The sequence below is a fragment of the Bradyrhizobium sp. MI1.7 genome (assembly GCF_055811795.1).
The window spans coordinates 104028-120186 of record NZ_JBVVPO010000002.1; the positions used below are offsets into that span (position 1 = coordinate 104028).

The 16159-nt window shown below is 65.1% G+C and carries 12 protein-coding genes; 5 read left to right on the forward strand and 7 right to left on the reverse strand.

What is annotated here, in order from left to right; translation table 11 throughout:
- Positions 1-2 precede the first annotated feature (2 nt).
- The 4 genes from AC0L3X_RS03275 to AC0L3X_RS03290 form a co-directional block, all read right to left on the reverse strand.
- Positions 3-4364: an autotransporter domain-containing protein gene (locus AC0L3X_RS03275; protein WP_354141730.1), complete on the reverse strand. Its 4362-nt coding sequence runs from the start codon at positions 4362-4364 to the stop codon at positions 3-5.
- A gap of 336 nt (positions 4365-4700) precedes the next feature.
- Positions 4701-6959 carry a CHASE3 domain-containing protein gene (locus tag AC0L3X_RS03280; protein ID WP_354131245.1) on the reverse strand — a complete coding sequence of 753 codons (2259 nt, stop codon included), beginning with the start codon at positions 6957-6959 and terminating at the stop codon, positions 4701-4703.
- Complete coding sequence (locus AC0L3X_RS03285; protein ID WP_028148724.1) at positions 6956-7369, reverse strand: response regulator; 414 nt, start codon at positions 7367-7369, stop codon at positions 6956-6958. Before AC0L3X_RS03285 ends, AC0L3X_RS03280 begins: the two co-directional genes overlap by 4 nt.
- Before the next feature lie 246 nt (positions 7370-7615).
- Positions 7616-8236 carry a BA14K family protein gene (locus AC0L3X_RS03290; RefSeq protein WP_063983561.1) on the reverse strand — a complete coding sequence of 207 codons (621 nt, stop codon included), beginning with the start codon at positions 8234-8236 and terminating at the stop codon, positions 7616-7618.
- Positions 8237-8482: 246 nt separating this feature from the next.
- On the opposite strand from AC0L3X_RS03290, the gene AC0L3X_RS03295 reads away from it, so the two are divergent.
- Complete coding sequence (locus AC0L3X_RS03295) at positions 8483-8890, forward strand: NADH:ubiquinone oxidoreductase subunit NDUFA12 (RefSeq protein WP_028148726.1); 408 nt, start codon at positions 8483-8485, stop codon at positions 8888-8890.
- A 411-nt stretch (positions 8891-9301) separates the two neighbouring features.
- Here AC0L3X_RS03295 and AC0L3X_RS03300 read toward each other — a convergent pair whose 3' ends face one another.
- Entirely contained in the window at positions 9302-9988 is a 687-nt protein-coding gene (locus tag AC0L3X_RS03300; RefSeq protein WP_354131246.1) for a DJ-1/PfpI family protein, read from the reverse strand.
- A gap of 94 nt (positions 9989-10082) precedes the next feature.
- On the opposite strand from AC0L3X_RS03300, the gene AC0L3X_RS03305 reads away from it, so the two are divergent.
- Both AC0L3X_RS03305 and AC0L3X_RS03310 read left to right on the forward strand, forming a co-directional pair.
- A complete protein-coding gene (locus AC0L3X_RS03305; protein ID WP_441256459.1) occupies positions 10083-11024 on the forward strand; it encodes a GlxA family transcriptional regulator in 942 nt (313 codons plus the stop codon).
- Between the two features lie 35 nt (positions 11025-11059).
- Entirely contained in the window at positions 11060-11854 is a 795-nt protein-coding gene (locus AC0L3X_RS03310; protein WP_354131248.1) for a methyltransferase domain-containing protein, read from the forward strand.
- Between the two features lie 7 nt (positions 11855-11861).
- On the opposite strand, the gene AC0L3X_RS03315 is transcribed toward AC0L3X_RS03310, so the two are convergent.
- Together AC0L3X_RS03315 and AC0L3X_RS03320 are read right to left on the reverse strand one after the other, a co-directional pair.
- A complete protein-coding gene (locus tag AC0L3X_RS03315; protein ID WP_354131249.1) occupies positions 11862-12869 on the reverse strand; it encodes a Na+-dependent transporter in 1008 nt (335 codons plus the stop codon).
- Between the two features lie 8 nt (positions 12870-12877).
- Positions 12878-13825, reverse strand: a complete 948-nt coding sequence (locus AC0L3X_RS03320) for an alpha/beta hydrolase (protein WP_354131250.1) — start codon at positions 13823-13825, stop codon at positions 12878-12880.
- Positions 13826-14291: 466 nt separating this feature from the next.
- Here AC0L3X_RS03320 and AC0L3X_RS03325 point away from each other — a divergent pair, with 466 nt between their 5' ends.
- Both AC0L3X_RS03325 and AC0L3X_RS03330 read left to right on the forward strand, forming a co-directional pair.
- Positions 14292-14873 carry a hypothetical protein gene (locus tag AC0L3X_RS03325; protein ID WP_441268140.1) on the forward strand — a complete coding sequence of 194 codons (582 nt, stop codon included), beginning with the start codon at positions 14292-14294 and terminating at the stop codon, positions 14871-14873.
- Between the two features lie 2 nt (positions 14874-14875).
- Entirely contained in the window at positions 14876-16018 is a 1143-nt protein-coding gene (locus tag AC0L3X_RS03330; protein WP_354131253.1) for a DUF262 domain-containing protein, read from the forward strand.
- The last annotated feature ends 141 nt before the right edge of the window (positions 16019-16159 follow it).

The following is a 16159-nucleotide window of genomic DNA, read 5'->3' on the forward strand; positions in this document are numbered from 1 at the left end:
CATCACCATGCGTAGCGGATCGCGCCCTTGCCGGCATAGCTTTGCGTGACATTCGAGAACTCGCCCTCGAACGTCGCGGCGGCAGACCAGCCGTTGGTCCACTGCCATTCGGCCGAGGCTGTGGTCAGCGCGGAGTCGGGCGCCAGCGCCGCACCGTTGACGACGAAGCTTGCGCCCGGCAGCGACTGGAAGGTCGGAGCAATCGAACGATCCGGATTAAAATCATGCGCCCATGCAAGGCGGCCGCGCAGCGTGATGATGCCGTTCTGCATGGCGAATGATTTGTCGGTGCGAATGCCGAGCTCGCTGCGCGTGTCGGTCACGTTCTTGGCGGCATAGGTCTGTGCAAACAACAGGGAGCCGGCGACGACACTTTCGGCATAGGCCGGCAGGTCGAATGTGGTGAATTGCCCTGCGGCGTAAGGGGTGATGCCGAGACCGCCCAGCTTCGGCATGACGAAGCGGTAGCCACTCTCCACGCGACCCGAATACGCGTTCGCATTGAACTCGGCGCGCAGGTGGTCGATGCCGGCGACCGTGACGATGCGGTTGGTCGTGATGTCCTGCCAGCCATAGGCCAGCGCAGCAATGATGTAGGCCGCACCGATGTTATGGCGAACGAAGCCGCCGGCCTGGAACAGGTCGGAGCTGCCATAGCCGAGGCCGTTGACGTTGAAGCCGGTGCGGCCGCCCGCCAGCGCAAATCCCGCGAGCGTGTCCGGCGAGACCCGATAGTCCGCACCGACCGCGATGCCGTAGATGCTGCTCGCGCTGTTGTTCGAGCCGATGATGGCGTTGCCGGCCGTGGTCTGCGACCCGCCGAAGCCGGCGGCCCACACGCTCCAGCGTTGTTCGAAGGTCGGGGCTGGCAGCGCCTTGGTGGACATCGCCGCATACGCGTCGCGCTCGCCAACAGTTCGACCGCGTGCCGCGTAAGCCGAGCTGTCCTCGGCATACGCGTTCGGCGGGCCGCCGGCGCTGACGGGACCTCTGCGACCGGAGATGAATGGATCCGTCATCACGCCGATGAACTGGTTCATCGCGTTGAACGTCGTCTGCTGGGAGCCAGTGGCGCTCTCGCCGGAGACCTGGGTCAAGCCGGTGGGATCGAGTCCGAAGAAGCCCATCGGAAGGCTGCCGTTATTGTTGAAGGCGTAGGTCAGCGCGTTGGCGACGTTCTGCTGGTTGACGTTGAGGCCGGTGTAATTGGTGAAGGCGGCCGTCAGGTTCAGATAGGCGTTGTTGGCGTCATAGCTCAGCGTATCGCTCGCGCCCGTCGGCAGTCCGACATTGGTGATGCCCGCGAACGTCGTGCCGCCACGTCCGCCGGCCGCGGTCAGGATCGTGTATGTCTTCGAGACATAGCTGCCGGGCAGGAAATTCGCGACCACGGTCGCGCCCGTCAACGTCGCCGCGCCCGTGACATTGGCGAAGCTCGACGTCGATGGATCGACCGCAACGACGTAGAGCGCGCCCGATTGGAAGGCCAGATTGCCGGCGACCGTCGTCGACGTCCCCGGCGTGTTGACGGCTCCAGGCATGAACGTGCCACCGGCATTGATCGTCGTTGCGCCGACAGTGCCCGTGCCGCCAAGCGTGCCGCCGGCGTTCACGGTCATGGTCGAATTGGCCAGCGAGCCGTTCACCAGCAGCGTGCCGGCGGCGATCGACCAGGGCAATGCAGCGGTATTGGTGCCGCTCAGCGTCCAGGTCGAAGCGCCCGTCTTCTCGAAGTTCGCGAAGCCCCGATACTGCGCAGCGGCGCCGATCAGCGAAACGTCGAAAGAAGCAGTGGGGTTGGTGCTGCCGCCGAACTGCAAGGTGCCGTTGCCCGTCTGATCGACGACGTTGCCGCTGAAGCTGTAGCCGGCCTGAAGCTGCAGCGTGTTGGTGCCGCTGGTGAAGGTGATGGCGTTGGCACGCGTGACGCCGTCGCCGGCGAGACCGCCGGAAATCGATCCGCTGTTGATGATGCTGAGATTGGTGCCGATGACGCCGGCGCCGCCTGCGCCGACCGCGCCGGAGACCCCGGCGGTGACGGTGCTGCTGCCGGAGCTACCGCTCGCGCCGGCGCTGCCGCTCACGCCGGAGAAGCCGTTCGTTCCCGTGGTGCCGTTCGTGCCGCCACTGGCGGCCAAGGCCTCGGCACCGCCGACGCCGCCGGAGCCGCCGACACCACCGCTGCCGGCGCTGCCCGCGGTGCCGCCGAGGCCACCCATGCCCGCGGCCCCGGCGATGCCGCCATTGCCGCCGGTGATCGTGCCGCGATTGATCAGCGTGCCGCCGTTGGAGAAGGCGGCGCCAACGCCGCCGGTGCCACCATAGCCGCCATCGCCGCCGCGGCTCGAGGCGCTGCCACCGTTGCCGGCATTGCCGCCGGCACCGCCAAATCCGCCGGTCCCGCCGTTGCCGCCATTGCCGCCATCGGTCGAGCCGACCACGTTGACGCCAGCGGTGCCGTTGCCGCCAGCGCCGCCAACGCCGCCGACACCGCCGTTGCCCGCATTGCCACCGGCGCCGCCGTTGCCGCCACTGCCTGCGGTGCCGCCGCGGCCGCCATCGCCGCCGGTGATGATGCCTTGATTGGTCAGCGTGCCACCGTTTGAAATGGTCGCGCCGGCGCCGCCGGCGCCGCCATGACCACCTACGCCAGCATCGCCGGCGCTTCCTCCGCTCCCGCCGTTGCCACCCATTCCGCCAGCGGCGCCGCTGCCGCCGCTGCCGCCAGCGACGGCCGGGAGAAGGGCACTCGCGCCAGCACCGCCGGTGCCCGCTGTGCCGGCGTCACTGCCGTTGCCCCCGGCGGCGCCGTTGCCGGCATTGCCGCCGGAGCCGCCAATCCCGCCGGCGCCACCAGCGATGTTGCCCGAAACTGTAACGGTCCCGCCGTTCGTGAGCTGGACACCATCGCCGCCGCTGGATCCGCTACCGCCAATGCCGCCATTTCCGCCGGCGCCACCATTCCCGCCGTTGCCGCCAGCGCCACCAACCAGACCGTTGTTGCCATTGAGAAAGCCGGAGCCGGAGGACCCGTTGGCGCCATTGTCGCCTGTGCCGCCGGCGCCGCCGATCCCGCTTGCGCCGCCATTGGCGCCGTTGCCGCCAGCGCCGCCATTGCCACCGGCGCCTCCCATGATCGTTTGGGAAATTGAGAGCGTGCCACCGCTCGTCACCTGCAGACCAACGCCACCGTCGGCACCATTGGCGCCATCGCCTGCGTGGGCGCTGGCGCTGCCGCCGGTGCCACCATTGCCACCGCGCCCGCCGGCTACGCCGAGCCCGATGCTGGATCCCGCGTTGCCGCCGTTGCCGGCCATGCCGCCGGCGCTGCCTGCACCGCCAGCGCCACCGCTGCCGCCGGTACCTGCCGTGACGCTTTGCAAAATCGTCACGGTGCCGCCACCCGTGACCTGGATGCCGTCGCCACCGCTGCCGCCGATCGCACCATTGCCGCCGGCACCAACCCCGCTATTGCCGCCGTTTCCACCGGTCCCGCCATCGAGCGCGCCGAGAACATTGGCGCCGGAAGCGCCCGCACCACCGCTCCCGCCGTGACCCGCTGTACCGCCGCGCCCGCCGCTGCCGCCATCGCCGCCGGCGACCGTTTGCTGGACCGTCGTGGTGCCTGCGCTGGTGACCTGCACGGCGGTGCCGCCATTGCCGCCGCCGCCGGCAGCGCCCCCGCTGCCGAGGACGTTGCCACCGGTCCCGCCGGTCACACCAGCGACGCCCAGGGAGAGAGCACTGGCTCCATTGCCGCCGCTCCCGCCGGCGCCGCCACTGCCACCAACCCCACCCGCGCCGCCGGTCGCCGCTATCGAAAGGGTGCTGCCTCCGACGCTGACCTGCACGCCGGCGCCACCCGCACCACCGCCGCCACCGACGCCGCCGCTGCCCGTTCCCGCGCTGGCATCAAGGCCACCAATGACAGCAGAACCATCGGCGCCGCTCGCGCTGGCGCCGCCGTGACCGCCAGCGCCACCCGCTCCACCGGAGCCGGCACCGAGCGCACCTTCGCCGCCACCGCCGCCGCCACCGCCACTACCCGCAGTCAGGGCTGAGTTGCCGTTGCCGCCATTGCCGCCGTTGCCACCGGCAACGCTGCCGCCGTCACCGCCAAGTCCGCCGTCGCCGCCCGAGGTCGCCGTGCCCCCGGAGCCTCCGGTGCCGCCTGCGGCAGCGCCGCCGCCGCCGCCCGCGCCTTGTCCGGTCGCGTTGTCACCGCCATTCCCACCGTTAGGAGAGGCGCTGGTACCGGCCGCGCCACCGCCGCCGCCCGTGCCATTGCCACCGGCTCCGCCAGCGCCGCCGTCGGCGCGCACCGACACGATCGTCAGCGCCAGTGCGACAGCCGTGCTCGCCAACAATGTAGGGAGCCTGAAACGGCGCCGGGTCGGACAAGAACCAATTCTCGATTCAATTATCAATTGTATTACCGGCAGCCTTGGCACCGACCCGCAGGCCATTCCGAGGTGAAATCCTCAGAAACAGACCGCAACATATTCGCTCGCCGAAACGGCTCAACGAGAATGGTCTTGCCTGCCAGAAATACCGCTTGATTTCGGTCGCCTGTCACCCGGAAACAACATCGACACCCGCCGCGAGACCGCGGATGACGTCAGTGAGCATTCGTAATTCAGTGCAGTTCTCAGCCGAGCGCACACACAATCCGCGCGCTTTCGAAGCCGTGAGAAAGTGCTCTAGCCCGCCGTCATCCCGCCGCCGTTCAGCGCTTTCCGGATCATCTCGGCGAGCTGGTTGCGGCGGTAGGGCTTGGTCAGCAGCAGCACGCCGTCGTCGAGCTTGCCGTGATGGACGATGGCGTTGTCGGTGTAGCCGGAGGTGTAGAGCACCCTCACGCCCGGCCGGCGCTTGGCCACCTCTTCGGCGAGCTCGCGGCCGCTCATGCCGCCGGGGATGACGACGTCGGTGAACAGGAGGTCGAAGTCCTGGCCGGCCTCGATCATGTCCAGCGCGGCCCGACTGTCGGGCGCGGCGACCGTGTCGTAGCCGAGGCTCTGCAGCTGCGCGGTGACGAAGTTGCGCACCAGCGTGTCGTCCTCGACCACGAAAATGGTCTCGGCGCCGCCTTCGGCCTGCGGCGCCACGGGGGCCGCCGCGTCCGTCATGCCGTCGCCGGGCGGCAGATAGAGCTTGATCGTGGTGCCGTGGCCTTCCTCGCTGTAGATCTTGATGTGGCCGCCGGACTGCTTGACGAAGCCGTAGACCATGGAGAGGCCGAGGCCCGAGCCCTTGCCGACCTCCTTGGTGGTGAAGAACGGCTCGAAGGCCTTCTGCTGGATGTCCGCTGACATGCCGGTGCCGGTGTCGCTGACCGCGAGCATCACGTAGGGGCCGGGCTGCACCTCGGCGTGGGCCTGCGCATAGGCCTCGTCGAGCACGACGTGGTGGGTCTCGAGCAGCAGCTTGCCGCCGTTCGGCATGGCGTCGCGGGCGTTGATCGCCATGTTGAGCACGGCGTTGGTGAGGCGGGACGGATCGATGTGCGCGGTCATCGGTCCCTGTTCCAGCACGGTCTCGATCTGGATCTGCTCGCCGAGGGTGGGGCGCAGCAGCTTGGCGATATCGGCGATCGCGCCGTTGATCTCGACATTGCGCGGCTGGAGCGGCTGCCTTCGCGCAAAGGCGAGCAGATGCTGGATCAGCTCGGCGCAGCGCTCGGCGGCATCGTCGATCAGCCGCGCCACGCGCTGGAGCTCGGGCTGCTGCTTCAGGCTCGCCACCAGCGTCTCGGTATTGCCTGATATCACCGTGAGCATGTTGTTGAAGTCGTGCGCGACGCCGCCCGTCAGCTTGCCGATCGCATCCAGCTTCTGCGACTGGTGCAGCTGTCGCTCGGTTTCGCGCGACGTGGTCGCGTCGTGATAGACCAGCACGGCGCCGGAGACGTTGCCTTGTCCGTCGCGCATCGGCCGGCCGCTGATCATCAGATGGCGGGGATCGTTGCCGTTATGCGGGCGGACGATCATCTCCAGATTCTCGAACTGCTCGCCGCGCAGCACGCGCGTCGAGGGCAGCTCGTCGGCCCTGAGCGGCGTGACGCCGTCGCCGTGAAACACGTCGGACAGGGCGCGCAGATTGCGCAGGCTCATGCCGGCGCGATGCAGCAAGATGCGCTCCGCGGCCGGATTGGACAGAAGGACGGTGCCCTCGGCGTCGATCACCAGCACAGCCTCGGCCATGCTGTGGAACGTGCTCTGGAGCACGTTCACCGACAGCCGCAGCTCGTCATGCGCGTTGACGAGATGCTCGGTGCGCTCGGCGACGGCCGCCTCGAGTTGCTCCTTCGCCGCCGTGGTCTCCAGCAGGGTGCTCTTCAGCGCGACCGTGGTGCGCTGGCTCTCGCGCATCAGCATCGCGACCAGCAGCAGGATCACCAGCGCGCCGATCACATCGATGCCGAGCAAGACGATGCCGGTGCGGCGGGAACTTAGGGCGCGGGCGGCGAGCAATCGCTCTTCCTCCGCGCTCAGCTGATCGAGATTGCCCATCACCGTGTCCATCAGGCCGCGGCCCTCGCCCTTGCCCTGGAGCGCGGCAACGCCGGCCTGGTCGTTCTCGGCGCGCAGGCGCATCACCTCTGCGGCGATCTCGACCCGGCGCAGCGCCAGCGGCTCGGTGCCCTCGATGAGCGCGACCTGATCGGGATTGTCACGCAGGCTGCGCTTGAGGTCGGCGAGCGCCGGCGCGAGCTGGGCGTGCACCGCCTGAAACTCGTCGCTGAAGCTCGGGTTGCGATAGATCTCGTAGCCGCGCGCGGCGCTCTCGGCGTGGCGCATCAGCACGCGCAGATCGGAGATCTTCTTCTGCGTCTCGATAGTGTGATTGACCCAGGCGGCATCGTACCGCGACTTGACGTCGAGTCCGATCGAGGCGGCGGTGATGATCAGGAGGATTGCAAGTCCAGCACCGAGAATGACGCGCTGCGTTGGGATCAAGGGGCTTCTTTCTTGTCCTTCGGCTGCGCGGCCTCGCCAAGGCATTCCCGGATCGTGGTCAGGAGTGCGTCCGGCGTGAACGGCTTACGCAGGCAGCGTGTCGCGCCGAGTTCCAATGCCATGCGAAGGAAATCGGGGGAGGGCGAGGCAGACGAGGCGAAGGCGTAGCCGGACATCGCGATCAGAGGGATCGCCGGGGCGCGCTCGTGAAAGATGCGGATGGATTCGAAGCCGCGCATGTGCGGCATGAAGATGTCGACCAGCATCACGTCAAACGTCTGCGCTTCGAGCGCAGCCAGTCCCGTTTCGCCGCCGTCAGCCATCGTGACATCGAAGCCCTGACGCTGGAGCAGAACCTCGATGGTCGCGCCGACCATCGGATCGTCATCTACCACGAGGATACGCGGCATGACATTTCCCAGTAGATCGAAGTCCCAACATTCATCGGTGATATAGGCGAATCGCGGGACGGGTCAATTTGGGATTGGATCATTGTAGATATGCACGGTGCGGTGAATAAAGGTCCCTCGCGTTCGCGTGCATAGTTACTCCCGCGCGATGCGCGGGCTGCGCGCGAAACAGGCGATGAGCGCGCGACAAACGAAAGAGGCGCCGCACCGATGCGACGCCTCTTCCGTCAAGCGTTGTCGACCTGCTTACGGGCAGGGATGACGCTGGCCGTCATAGCCGAGATACGTGCCCGAGGCCGGATCGTAGGATCTGTATCGCTGCGCGCAATAAGCCGACGAGTCACCACCGCTATCCGGCACCACCGCGACCGACGGTTCGTCATAATAGCTGTCGTCGCCATAGTAGTAGGGATCGTTGTAGTACCCGCCACCGTAGTAGGCGTAGGAGCCGAGCCCGCCGATCGCAGCACCGGCTGCGACGCCCGGCCAGAAACCGCCACCATGACGACGCCAGCCGCCACCGTGCCAGTTGCCACCGCCGCCGCGCCAGTTGTTACCCGCGACTGCGAGGGGACGGCCGCCGCCACCACTAAACGTGGCTCCTGCGGTCGGACGCATGGCTAGGCCGGCGCTCGGGCGCATGGCTCCGGCTGCGAAATTGCCGCCGCCGCCACCGAACCGCGCGCCGCCAAAGCTGCCGCCGCCCATGCGGGCGCCGCCACCGCCGAAATGGGCGCCGCCACCACCGCCAAAATGACCACCGCCGCCACCGCCGTGGCCGCCACGGCCCTGGGCGAAGCTCGGCGTCGCCAACGGAAGGACCAACGCCACCGCTGCCGCGGCGCTCAAAATTCTCAGACTTTTCATGTTCAAACTCCTTATTCCCTGAAGCAAACCTCTTGAAGGGCCCGCGGTTCCAGGGTTCACGCCGGTGTGCGCGTATGGCGCAGGTTTCCATGTGGCCGCTGTACCCGGCATGAACGGATCGCGTCCGATTTGCGGCAGGGCTTGCGCCGGGCACCACATTTTGCGGGGGGCACCGCCGCCCCCGCGGAACTGGACATTTCGCCGCCCGGATGGCATCAGGGCCTCACGAAGCAGGGCCCTAGCCGTATGAAACAGTTCTTCCTCAAGTTCTTCACCTGGTGGAGTGGCCAGACCTTTGGCACCCAGCTCTGGACCAAGCGGTATGGCGAGCTGGTCGGCCAGGACGAGCAGGGGAACCGCTATTATCGGACCCGCGGCGGCGCGATCGATCCGACACTCGGCTTCGAGCGGCGCTGGGTCATCTATAACGGCTACGCCGAAGCGAGCCGCATCCCGACGGGTTGGCACGGCTGGATGCATCACGTCGTCGATGTGCCGCCGACCGAAGAGAACTACCAGCCGCGCGAATGGCAAAAGCCGCACCAGCCGAACCCCACCGGCACGCCGAACGCCTATCGGCCCTCCGGCTCGACGCTTGCCAGCGGCAAGCGTCCCAAGGCGACCGGCGACTACCAGCCCTGGACGCCTGGCTAGCTTTCCGATCTCCGTCCGAATCCTTGCCGTGGGGGTGGATGCACCAGCATCCGCCTCACCTTGCTGTGGACAACGGGAACAGCGGGGACAGCGCCTGCGCCGGCGTTGCAGCTACGCGAGCGATGCGGCTCAATGGTCCCATCTTACGGAGATGGGAGACCATCGCGTTCGGTTCGGGCAACAGTTCGCGACTGTCCCGTGATGCAGCGGCCGCCGACGAGGACTCGATCGGGAGATAGGCCCCCGGTCTGGAAGTTCGAAATCGCCCGATGGAATGTGCAGCCACCGTAAGACAGGAAAGGCCGCTTGGGAAACCGAGCGGCCTTTTTCTTTTGGGGACTTGCGGGAGGTCTCGTGCCCCGGACGCTGCGGCGCAGCGTTGCATGCTGCACCGCGTCCGGGACATGAGAGCTACATCACCCGCTCAGCCGCGCTCTTGACCGCCTCGAGGCGGCGGGCCTGGTTTGCGGCGCCGCGCTCTCTCAGCAAGGCCAGCACTTCGGCCGGCGCGGTGTCGGGCGAGCCGGAAGTGAATGGCGGGGCGGGATTGTATTCGATCTGGAGCTGGATCGCTTCTGCCGTGGTGCGGTCGACCAGGATCGACACCAGCGTCAGCGCGAAATCGATCCCGGCGGTGACGCCGCCGCCGGTGACGCGGTTGCGGTCGATGCAGACGCGCGTCCTGGTCGGCGTCGCGCCGAACTGGCCGAGCATCTCCATCGCGCTCCAATGGGTGGCAGCGCGGTAGCCCTTGAGCAGGCCGGCAGCGCCGAGCGCCAGCGCCCCCGTGCAGACCGAGGTGACGTACCTGGCGCCTTCGGCCTGCCTGCGCAGGAAATCCAGCACCTCTTCGTCATTGAGCAGGTCGTTGGTGCCGCCGCCGCCGGGCACGCAGATCACGTCGAGCTGCGGACAGTCGGCGAACGTCGTGGTCGGCGTCAGCGTCAGCACGGAATCGCTCGGCACCGGCTCGATCCGTTTCCAGATCAGGTGCAGCTTCGCGCCAGGGACGGAGGAGAACACCTGCAAGGGACCGGTGAAGTCGAGCTGGGTGACGCGCGGAAACACCAAAAGACCGATCTGGAGCGGTGACGACATGGGCAGGTCCTCCAAAGATGAGCTTGACGGACGCAGCCTCTCATGATGCCATTCCGTCCAAAATGGCGTATTTCCCTCACTTTCGGACATGACCATGATCGGCATCCTGATCTTCCCGGACTTCCAGTTGCTCGATGCGGCCGGCCCGATCTCGGTGTTCGAGATCGCAGCGCGCTGCACGGGCAAGACGACCACCGGAATCCGCGTGCTGGCACTGAACGCGGGGCCCGTGTGCAGCTCGTCCGGCGTCGAAATGATGGCGCGCGACTTCAGGTCGGCGAATGCGATCACGACACTGGTCATCGCGGGTGGGGCAGGCGTAACGGACGCCGCACGCTGCGAGGTCACGCGCGCCTTCGTGCAGCGGCTGGCGCGGCGCGGTGTGCGTGTCGCCAGCGTCTGCTCGGGCGCCTATGTGCTGGCCGAGGCGGGCCTGCTCGATGGGCGCCGCGCCACCACGCATTGGGGCCGCACACGGGATTTCGTCGCGCGCTATCCCAAGGTGAAGTTCGAGCCGGACCAGATCTTCACGCATGACGGCAATGTGTGGACATCGGCGGGCATCACCGCGGGTATCGATCTCGCGCTCGCGATGGTCACGGAGGACCATGGCGAGGAGATCGCGCAACAGGCCGCGCGCCAGCTCGTGCTGTATCATCGCCGCAGCGGCGGCCAGTCGCAGTTCTCATCGCTTTTGGAGTTGAAGACGCCGAACGGCCGTTTCGGCGCGCTGCTGTCCTGGGCGCGCGAGAACCTCGACGCCCGGCTGACGGTCGAAGACCTCGCCGATCGTGCCGGCATGAGCGCGCGGCATTTTGCCCGCGCCTTTGCCGCCGAGACCGGCACGACACCCTCCAAGGCGATCGAGCGCTTACGGATCGAGGTCGCGCGCGAGCGCGTGCAGTCCTCGCGCGAGGCGATCGAGCTCGTCGCGGAGGCGACCGGATTTGGCGACCCCGAGCGCATGCGGCGCGCCTTCATCCGCGCCTTCGGCCAGCCGCCGCAGGCGCTGCGGCGCGCGGCGCGGGCGGGCTAGGCAATCTGACCTGGCACTCGAGCGTGGAGGCGAAGATGAGCGGGATGGAGTACAGCAACGAGAACGCGAAACGGCTCCAAAGACTTTATCTCACAGGGGACGTGACCGCCCAGCGCGCGGAGACCATTCGGCAGCTCAATCTGTCTGCCGGCGAGAGCGTTCTCGATATCGGATGTGGTCCCGGCTATCTCTGCGAAAGCATGGCGCAGATCGTTGGGCCTGATGGTGCTGTCCTCGGTATCGATGTGTCGACTGACCTGATCGAGGTCTGCAACCGGCAGAAGGCTTCCGCCTGGATTTCATATGCGATCGGCAACGCGACGGAATTGAGTCAATCCGATGCGTCGTTCGATGTTGTCGTATGCACACAGGTTGCCGAGTACGTGCCTGATGTTGACCGCGTCCTCGCAGAGACATTTCGCGTGCTCAAGCCGGGGGGCCGCACGATTTTTGTCGCAACGGACTGGGACGCGGTGGTGTGGCATTCCGAAAGCCCGGAACGTATGGCCGCGGTGATGAAATCATGGGAAGCGCACTGCGCTCACCCGCGTCTCCCGAGGTCGATGGCCCATAGACTGGTGAATGCACGACTTCACCTGGACGGTGCGTCGGTCTTTCCAATCCTGAATCTGCAGTACGATGACGATAGCTACAGCAAGGGGCTGGCCCAGGGCATTCGGGACTTCGTCGCCCGCAGGAACGACGTTTCAGCCGATGATCTCGAAGCATGGCATAGCGAGTTCGGGCGTCTCAGCGGGGCGGGACGATACTTCTTCAGCACCAACCGCTATCTCTTCAGGGCCTCGAAGCCGGCTGCGCCGCCGCTATGACTGCGTCCTAGGTCGCCTTGCCTGCAGCGGCCTCACCGTTGCCATCCGCGCGCGCCGTGAAGCGCCGCGCGATCGGCGTCAGCATGTAGGGCGCAAGATGGATCGGAAACTGCGTCATCGCGAAATAGAGCCAGGTGGTGGGCGGCAGCGCGCCGGCGGTCGCGGCCAGCATCAGGCCCAGATTGCGCTGTGACACCATCAGCCCGAGCGCCAGCGCGCGCTCATAGCCGATGCGGCGGAACAGCAGCGTGGTGACGGCGAGCAGCGTGAAATAGATGGCGAAGGACAGAGCCGCCAGGCTGATGGTGAACACCGGCTGCGCCACCAGATCGTTCACAACATCGCCCATGATCGCGGCGGCGAAGATCAGGAGGATGATGATGTTGAAGCCGTCGATCGGCTTCCTGTGGCGCTGGATCGCTTCTGCGCCGAACACCCAACGGATGATAGTTGCGGCCAGCAGCGACGCCGCGAGGATGCCAAGCAGCTTCAGGCCGAGCGTCGCCGGTGTGACGCTGAGCATGCCGTCGAGGAACAGGCTTGCGAACAGCGACGCTGTGAAGGGGACCAGCGCGGTGGAGGTCACCAGCGTGACCAGCACGAGCGTGGCATCGAGGCCCATCAGCGCGGCGAGCGCCGGAGACGCCATCATGGGCGAGGCCATGCTCTGGAGCATCAGGGCAACGGAAAGGCCGGGCGAGCGGTCGTTGAGCCCTGTTGCATAGATGATCAGTCCGACGATCAGCGGCACGCCCATCGTAGTCCAGGCGGTTGCGGTCGCAATCAGCGCCGGGCGGCGTAGGTGACCGTACAGCGCCGCGAGATCGACTCGCATGAAGGAGATGCAGAGCAGGACGAGGATCGCTTCGGTGATGTAGGGCCGCAGCAGCGCGCCGAGCGGCGGCACGGCGGCGGCGACGAACACGACCGCCGCGACCCCGCGGGTGCCCTGGCTGCCGAGCCATGTCAGCGCGCGCAGGAGGAGGGCGAAGACGGTTTGAAGAACGAAGGGCATGGGAGGCGTCAGCCCAGCTCCTTCAACCAGGCGCCGATCTCGCGCACCGCGACATTGGCCTGCGGCAGCAGCTTGCCCATCGTGAAGAAGCCGTGGAATTGCCCGGGATAATGTTTGTAGGCGACGGGCACGCCGGCCTGCCTGAGGCGCTCGGCATAGTCGTCGCCTTCGTCGCGCAGGGGATCGGCGCCGGCGGTCAGCACATAGGCCGGCGGCAGACCGGCAAGGCTCTTCGCGCGCGCCGGCGAGGCACGCCAGTCCTGGATGTCGGCGGCGCCATTGAGATAGTGGTCGCGGAACCAGCGGATCACCGAATGCGTCAGCAGTACGCTGGTCTCGGGCTCGCGGTGCGAGCCGTGTGTCATGGCGAAATCGGTCGCAGGGTAGATCAGGACCTGGCCCGCGATCTCTGGACCGTTGCCGTCGCGTGCGGTGAGTGCGACCACAGCGGCGAGATTGCCGCCGGCGCTGTCGCCGCCGATCGAAAGGCGCGCAGCGTCGATGCCGAGTTCGCGCGCATTCGCGGCAATCCATTTCGTGGCGGCGATCGCGTCATCGGCGGCGGCGGGAAACTTGTGCTCGGGCGCGAGGCGGTAATCGACCGCGATCACGATCAGCGCGCCTGAAACGGCGAGCTGGCGGCAGACGACGTCGTGGGAGTCGAGATCGCCGATCACCCAGCCGCCGCCATGGAAGAACACCAGCGCCGGCGACAGGCCGTTCTGAAGGCGTGGCTGCTTCGGGACGTAGATGCGGGCGGGGATTTCGCCGTGCGGCGCCGGGATCGCCAGCGCCGCGACGCGCGCCAGTTCCGGCGGCTCGGGGTTGGTGGCAAAGCGGGCCTGCGCGTAATAGGCGCGGGCTTGCGGTGCCGTCAGCGTCTCGTAGGCCGGGCGGCCGGCCTCCTGGAAGGCCTTGTAGACGGCGGCGGCATCGGGATCGAGCACGACGGGCATGGGAGCGACCTTGGGGTTTTCTGTTATCGTTGGACGTCGTTTCGGGGGCGCTGCCCGCCTTGGCCCAGGGGAGGAGCCGGTCAACTATCCCATCCGGCCGCCGGTCTGGCCAGCGGGCCGCGGGCAGGGCAGGGATGCCGCCCTTTCCGCCCGTCAAGGCTAAAAAGTCAATATTTTCAATGTTTGGAACATTTGGCTAACCAGTCGCCGCTAACCACTATGCCACATCGCCGTAACGCAGGTTGCAGCGATCGAAACCTGCCCGGCATAAGCGAAAAGCTGTGAACAAAGGCATATTGAGCGAAGTCTCACACCCACACCAAATTATGGTTCCATGCCAGATGATCTGGGCAGTGATTCGTGCCGGGTCTCCGTTCCCAGGGCTCCTAAGCCTCGGGCAGGGATCGGCAACACGAATCGCTGCAGCACTGCGCAACGCGCAACCAGGTCCGAGCCGACAAGCGATATGAAAATCGATGATTTAAAGAACCACGTTCGGACAATCGGTAAGAAATATACTGATCGCGAACAGCGCGCCCGCCGTCTCTTCATTGAAGAGCGGGCCGCTGCCCTTCACAACGAAAGAGATCGCGAGTTCGCGATCAAAACTGAAATATCAAACTATTTTTGCATCGCTTATTCGGCTGTCAGCTTTTCCGGGTCGGGACAAATTGGCTTCAGCATCCATAAAGACAAATTTTTCGAACCGAGCGTCTCCGATCTGGACGTCGCCTGCATTGACGTCGAGCTATTTCAGAGAGCCTGGATCGATGTAGTATCCACCACTCGAGCCTTCACCGACCTGACGCCGTTCGGAAAACGGGGCGTGGGCTACATCGACCAATTCAAGGAACAGATTTTGAGGCGCGGCATGATTCGGATCGATGTCATGCCCCAATCCCCCCTCAGTCAGGCTTGGTCTCGATTTCAAGGACAGTTAAGCCGGAAACACACCACGATGTTCAAAAACATCAACTGTGCGATCTACATGAACGAATACGCTTTTTGCTGGAAACAAGACAGTGCGCTAGCTGATCTCATAGGCTGAATATGCAAAACGATCTCAAATATACCGTTCGATCAAGAGAGATAATTGATCTTGTCGCGGCGATGCGCAGCTCTCGTTTGACGCTGTCACCGTATTTTCAGCGAAATCTCGTATGGCGTGAGGCACACAAACGTGACTTCATCGACACGATCATGAAAGGATATCCGTTCCCGCAAATTTTCCTCGCTAGAGGACCAATCGACCTCGACACGATGGAAGCAAGTCAGGCGGTTGTCGATGGTCAGCAACGACTCAACTCCATACGGGACTTTGTTGAGGGAAAGTTGGACTTTGAAGGAAAAACATTCAGAGAACTTACGCCTAAAGAGCGCGAAGATTTTTTGAAGTACGAAGTGGCCGTGATCGACTTTGATCTTGATGCGGGAGACCCCCGCCTGAAAGACGTATTCTACCGGCTCAACAGAACTTACTATTCGTTGTCCGCAATCGAAAAGCTTGCATCAGAATACTCGGCCTCTGAATTCATGCTTGTGGCGAGAGTGCTGTGCGGTGAGATCGTCGGACACCCTCCGGACGACGATGAATTAGGTGATGTCGGCAGTGAGACTGACGGTGAAGAAACGATACCGGCAAATATCTTCAGCCGTGACCCCGGCATAGACTCGGACACGTGGCACTGGCTTCTTTCACAAGCCGAGGGTCCATTCACGAACCTGGTCCGATCGAAGGAAATCTTCACCAGCTTTGAGTTTGACCGCAAAGTCCCTTTGATGTTCACTTTGAACCTCATGTGCACATACATGACGGGTTACTTTCAGCGAAATAATCGAGTCCGTAAGTACCTCGAAGATCGCGCCAGCAGCTTTCCAGAAAAAAACGAAGTCATCGAGGCGATCAACAAAGCCGCTGCCTATATCAAGTTGATGAATCTGCCCGACGGTTCGATGTGGTGGAATAAAGCTAACTTCTTTACACTCGTCTCCGAACTTTCTCGAATCCCTGAAACAATGGAGCAATCTGCGCAAGATGCGAAACAAAAGCTGCTCAGTTTTGCGGATGCAGTGCCGATGGACTACGCACTAGCGGCCCGCGAAGCGGTCGGTCAGAAGGCAGAGCGAGAGTTGCGTGGTAAAATAGTTCGCAATTTGCTGGTTACACGCGCAGGGAACAAAAAGAGCCGCTAGAAGGCGTTGCTGGTCAATCGTCTTCGTTAGCGACCGCAATTCGATGAAACAATTCAAAGAAGTTGGCGGATGACGTTTCCGCCGCTCGTCCACTTCAGCACGCTTACCAGACATTGCCGCGCCCCGCGCGAAGGTCAGCCA

Bases quoted from the DNA above. Each gene is read 5' to 3' on its own strand.
- AC0L3X_RS03310 (WP_354131248.1), top strand. From the start codon at position 11,060: ATGAGCGGGATGGAGTACAGCAACGAGAACGCGAAACGGCTCCAAAGA.
- AC0L3X_RS03300 (WP_354131246.1), bottom strand. From the start codon at position 9,988: ATGTCGTCACCGCTCCAGATCGGTCTTTTGGTGTTTCCGCGCGTCACC.
- AC0L3X_RS03305 (WP_441256459.1), top strand. From the start codon at position 10,083: ATGATCGGCATCCTGATCTTCCCGGACTTCCAGTTGCTCGATGCGGCC.
- AC0L3X_RS03290 (WP_063983561.1), bottom strand. From the start codon at position 8,236: ATGAAAAGTCTGAGAATTTTGAGCGCCGCGGCAGCGGTGGCGTTGGTC.
- AC0L3X_RS03315 (WP_354131249.1), bottom strand. From the start codon at position 12,869: ATGCCCTTCGTTCTTCAAACCGTCTTCGCCCTCCTCCTGCGCGCGCTG.
- AC0L3X_RS03325 (WP_441268140.1), top strand. From the start codon at position 14,292: ATGAAAATCGATGATTTAAAGAACCACGTTCGGACAATCGGTAAGAAA.
- AC0L3X_RS03285 (WP_028148724.1), bottom strand. From the start codon at position 7,369: ATGCCGCGTATCCTCGTGGTAGATGACGATCCGATGGTCGGCGCGACC.
- AC0L3X_RS03330 (WP_354131253.1), top strand. From the start codon at position 14,876: ATGCAAAACGATCTCAAATATACCGTTCGATCAAGAGAGATAATTGAT.
- AC0L3X_RS03295 (WP_028148726.1), top strand. From the start codon at position 8,483: ATGAAACAGTTCTTCCTCAAGTTCTTCACCTGGTGGAGTGGCCAGACC.
- AC0L3X_RS03320 (WP_354131250.1), bottom strand. From the start codon at position 13,825: ATGCCCGTCGTGCTCGATCCCGATGCCGCCGCCGTCTACAAGGCCTTC.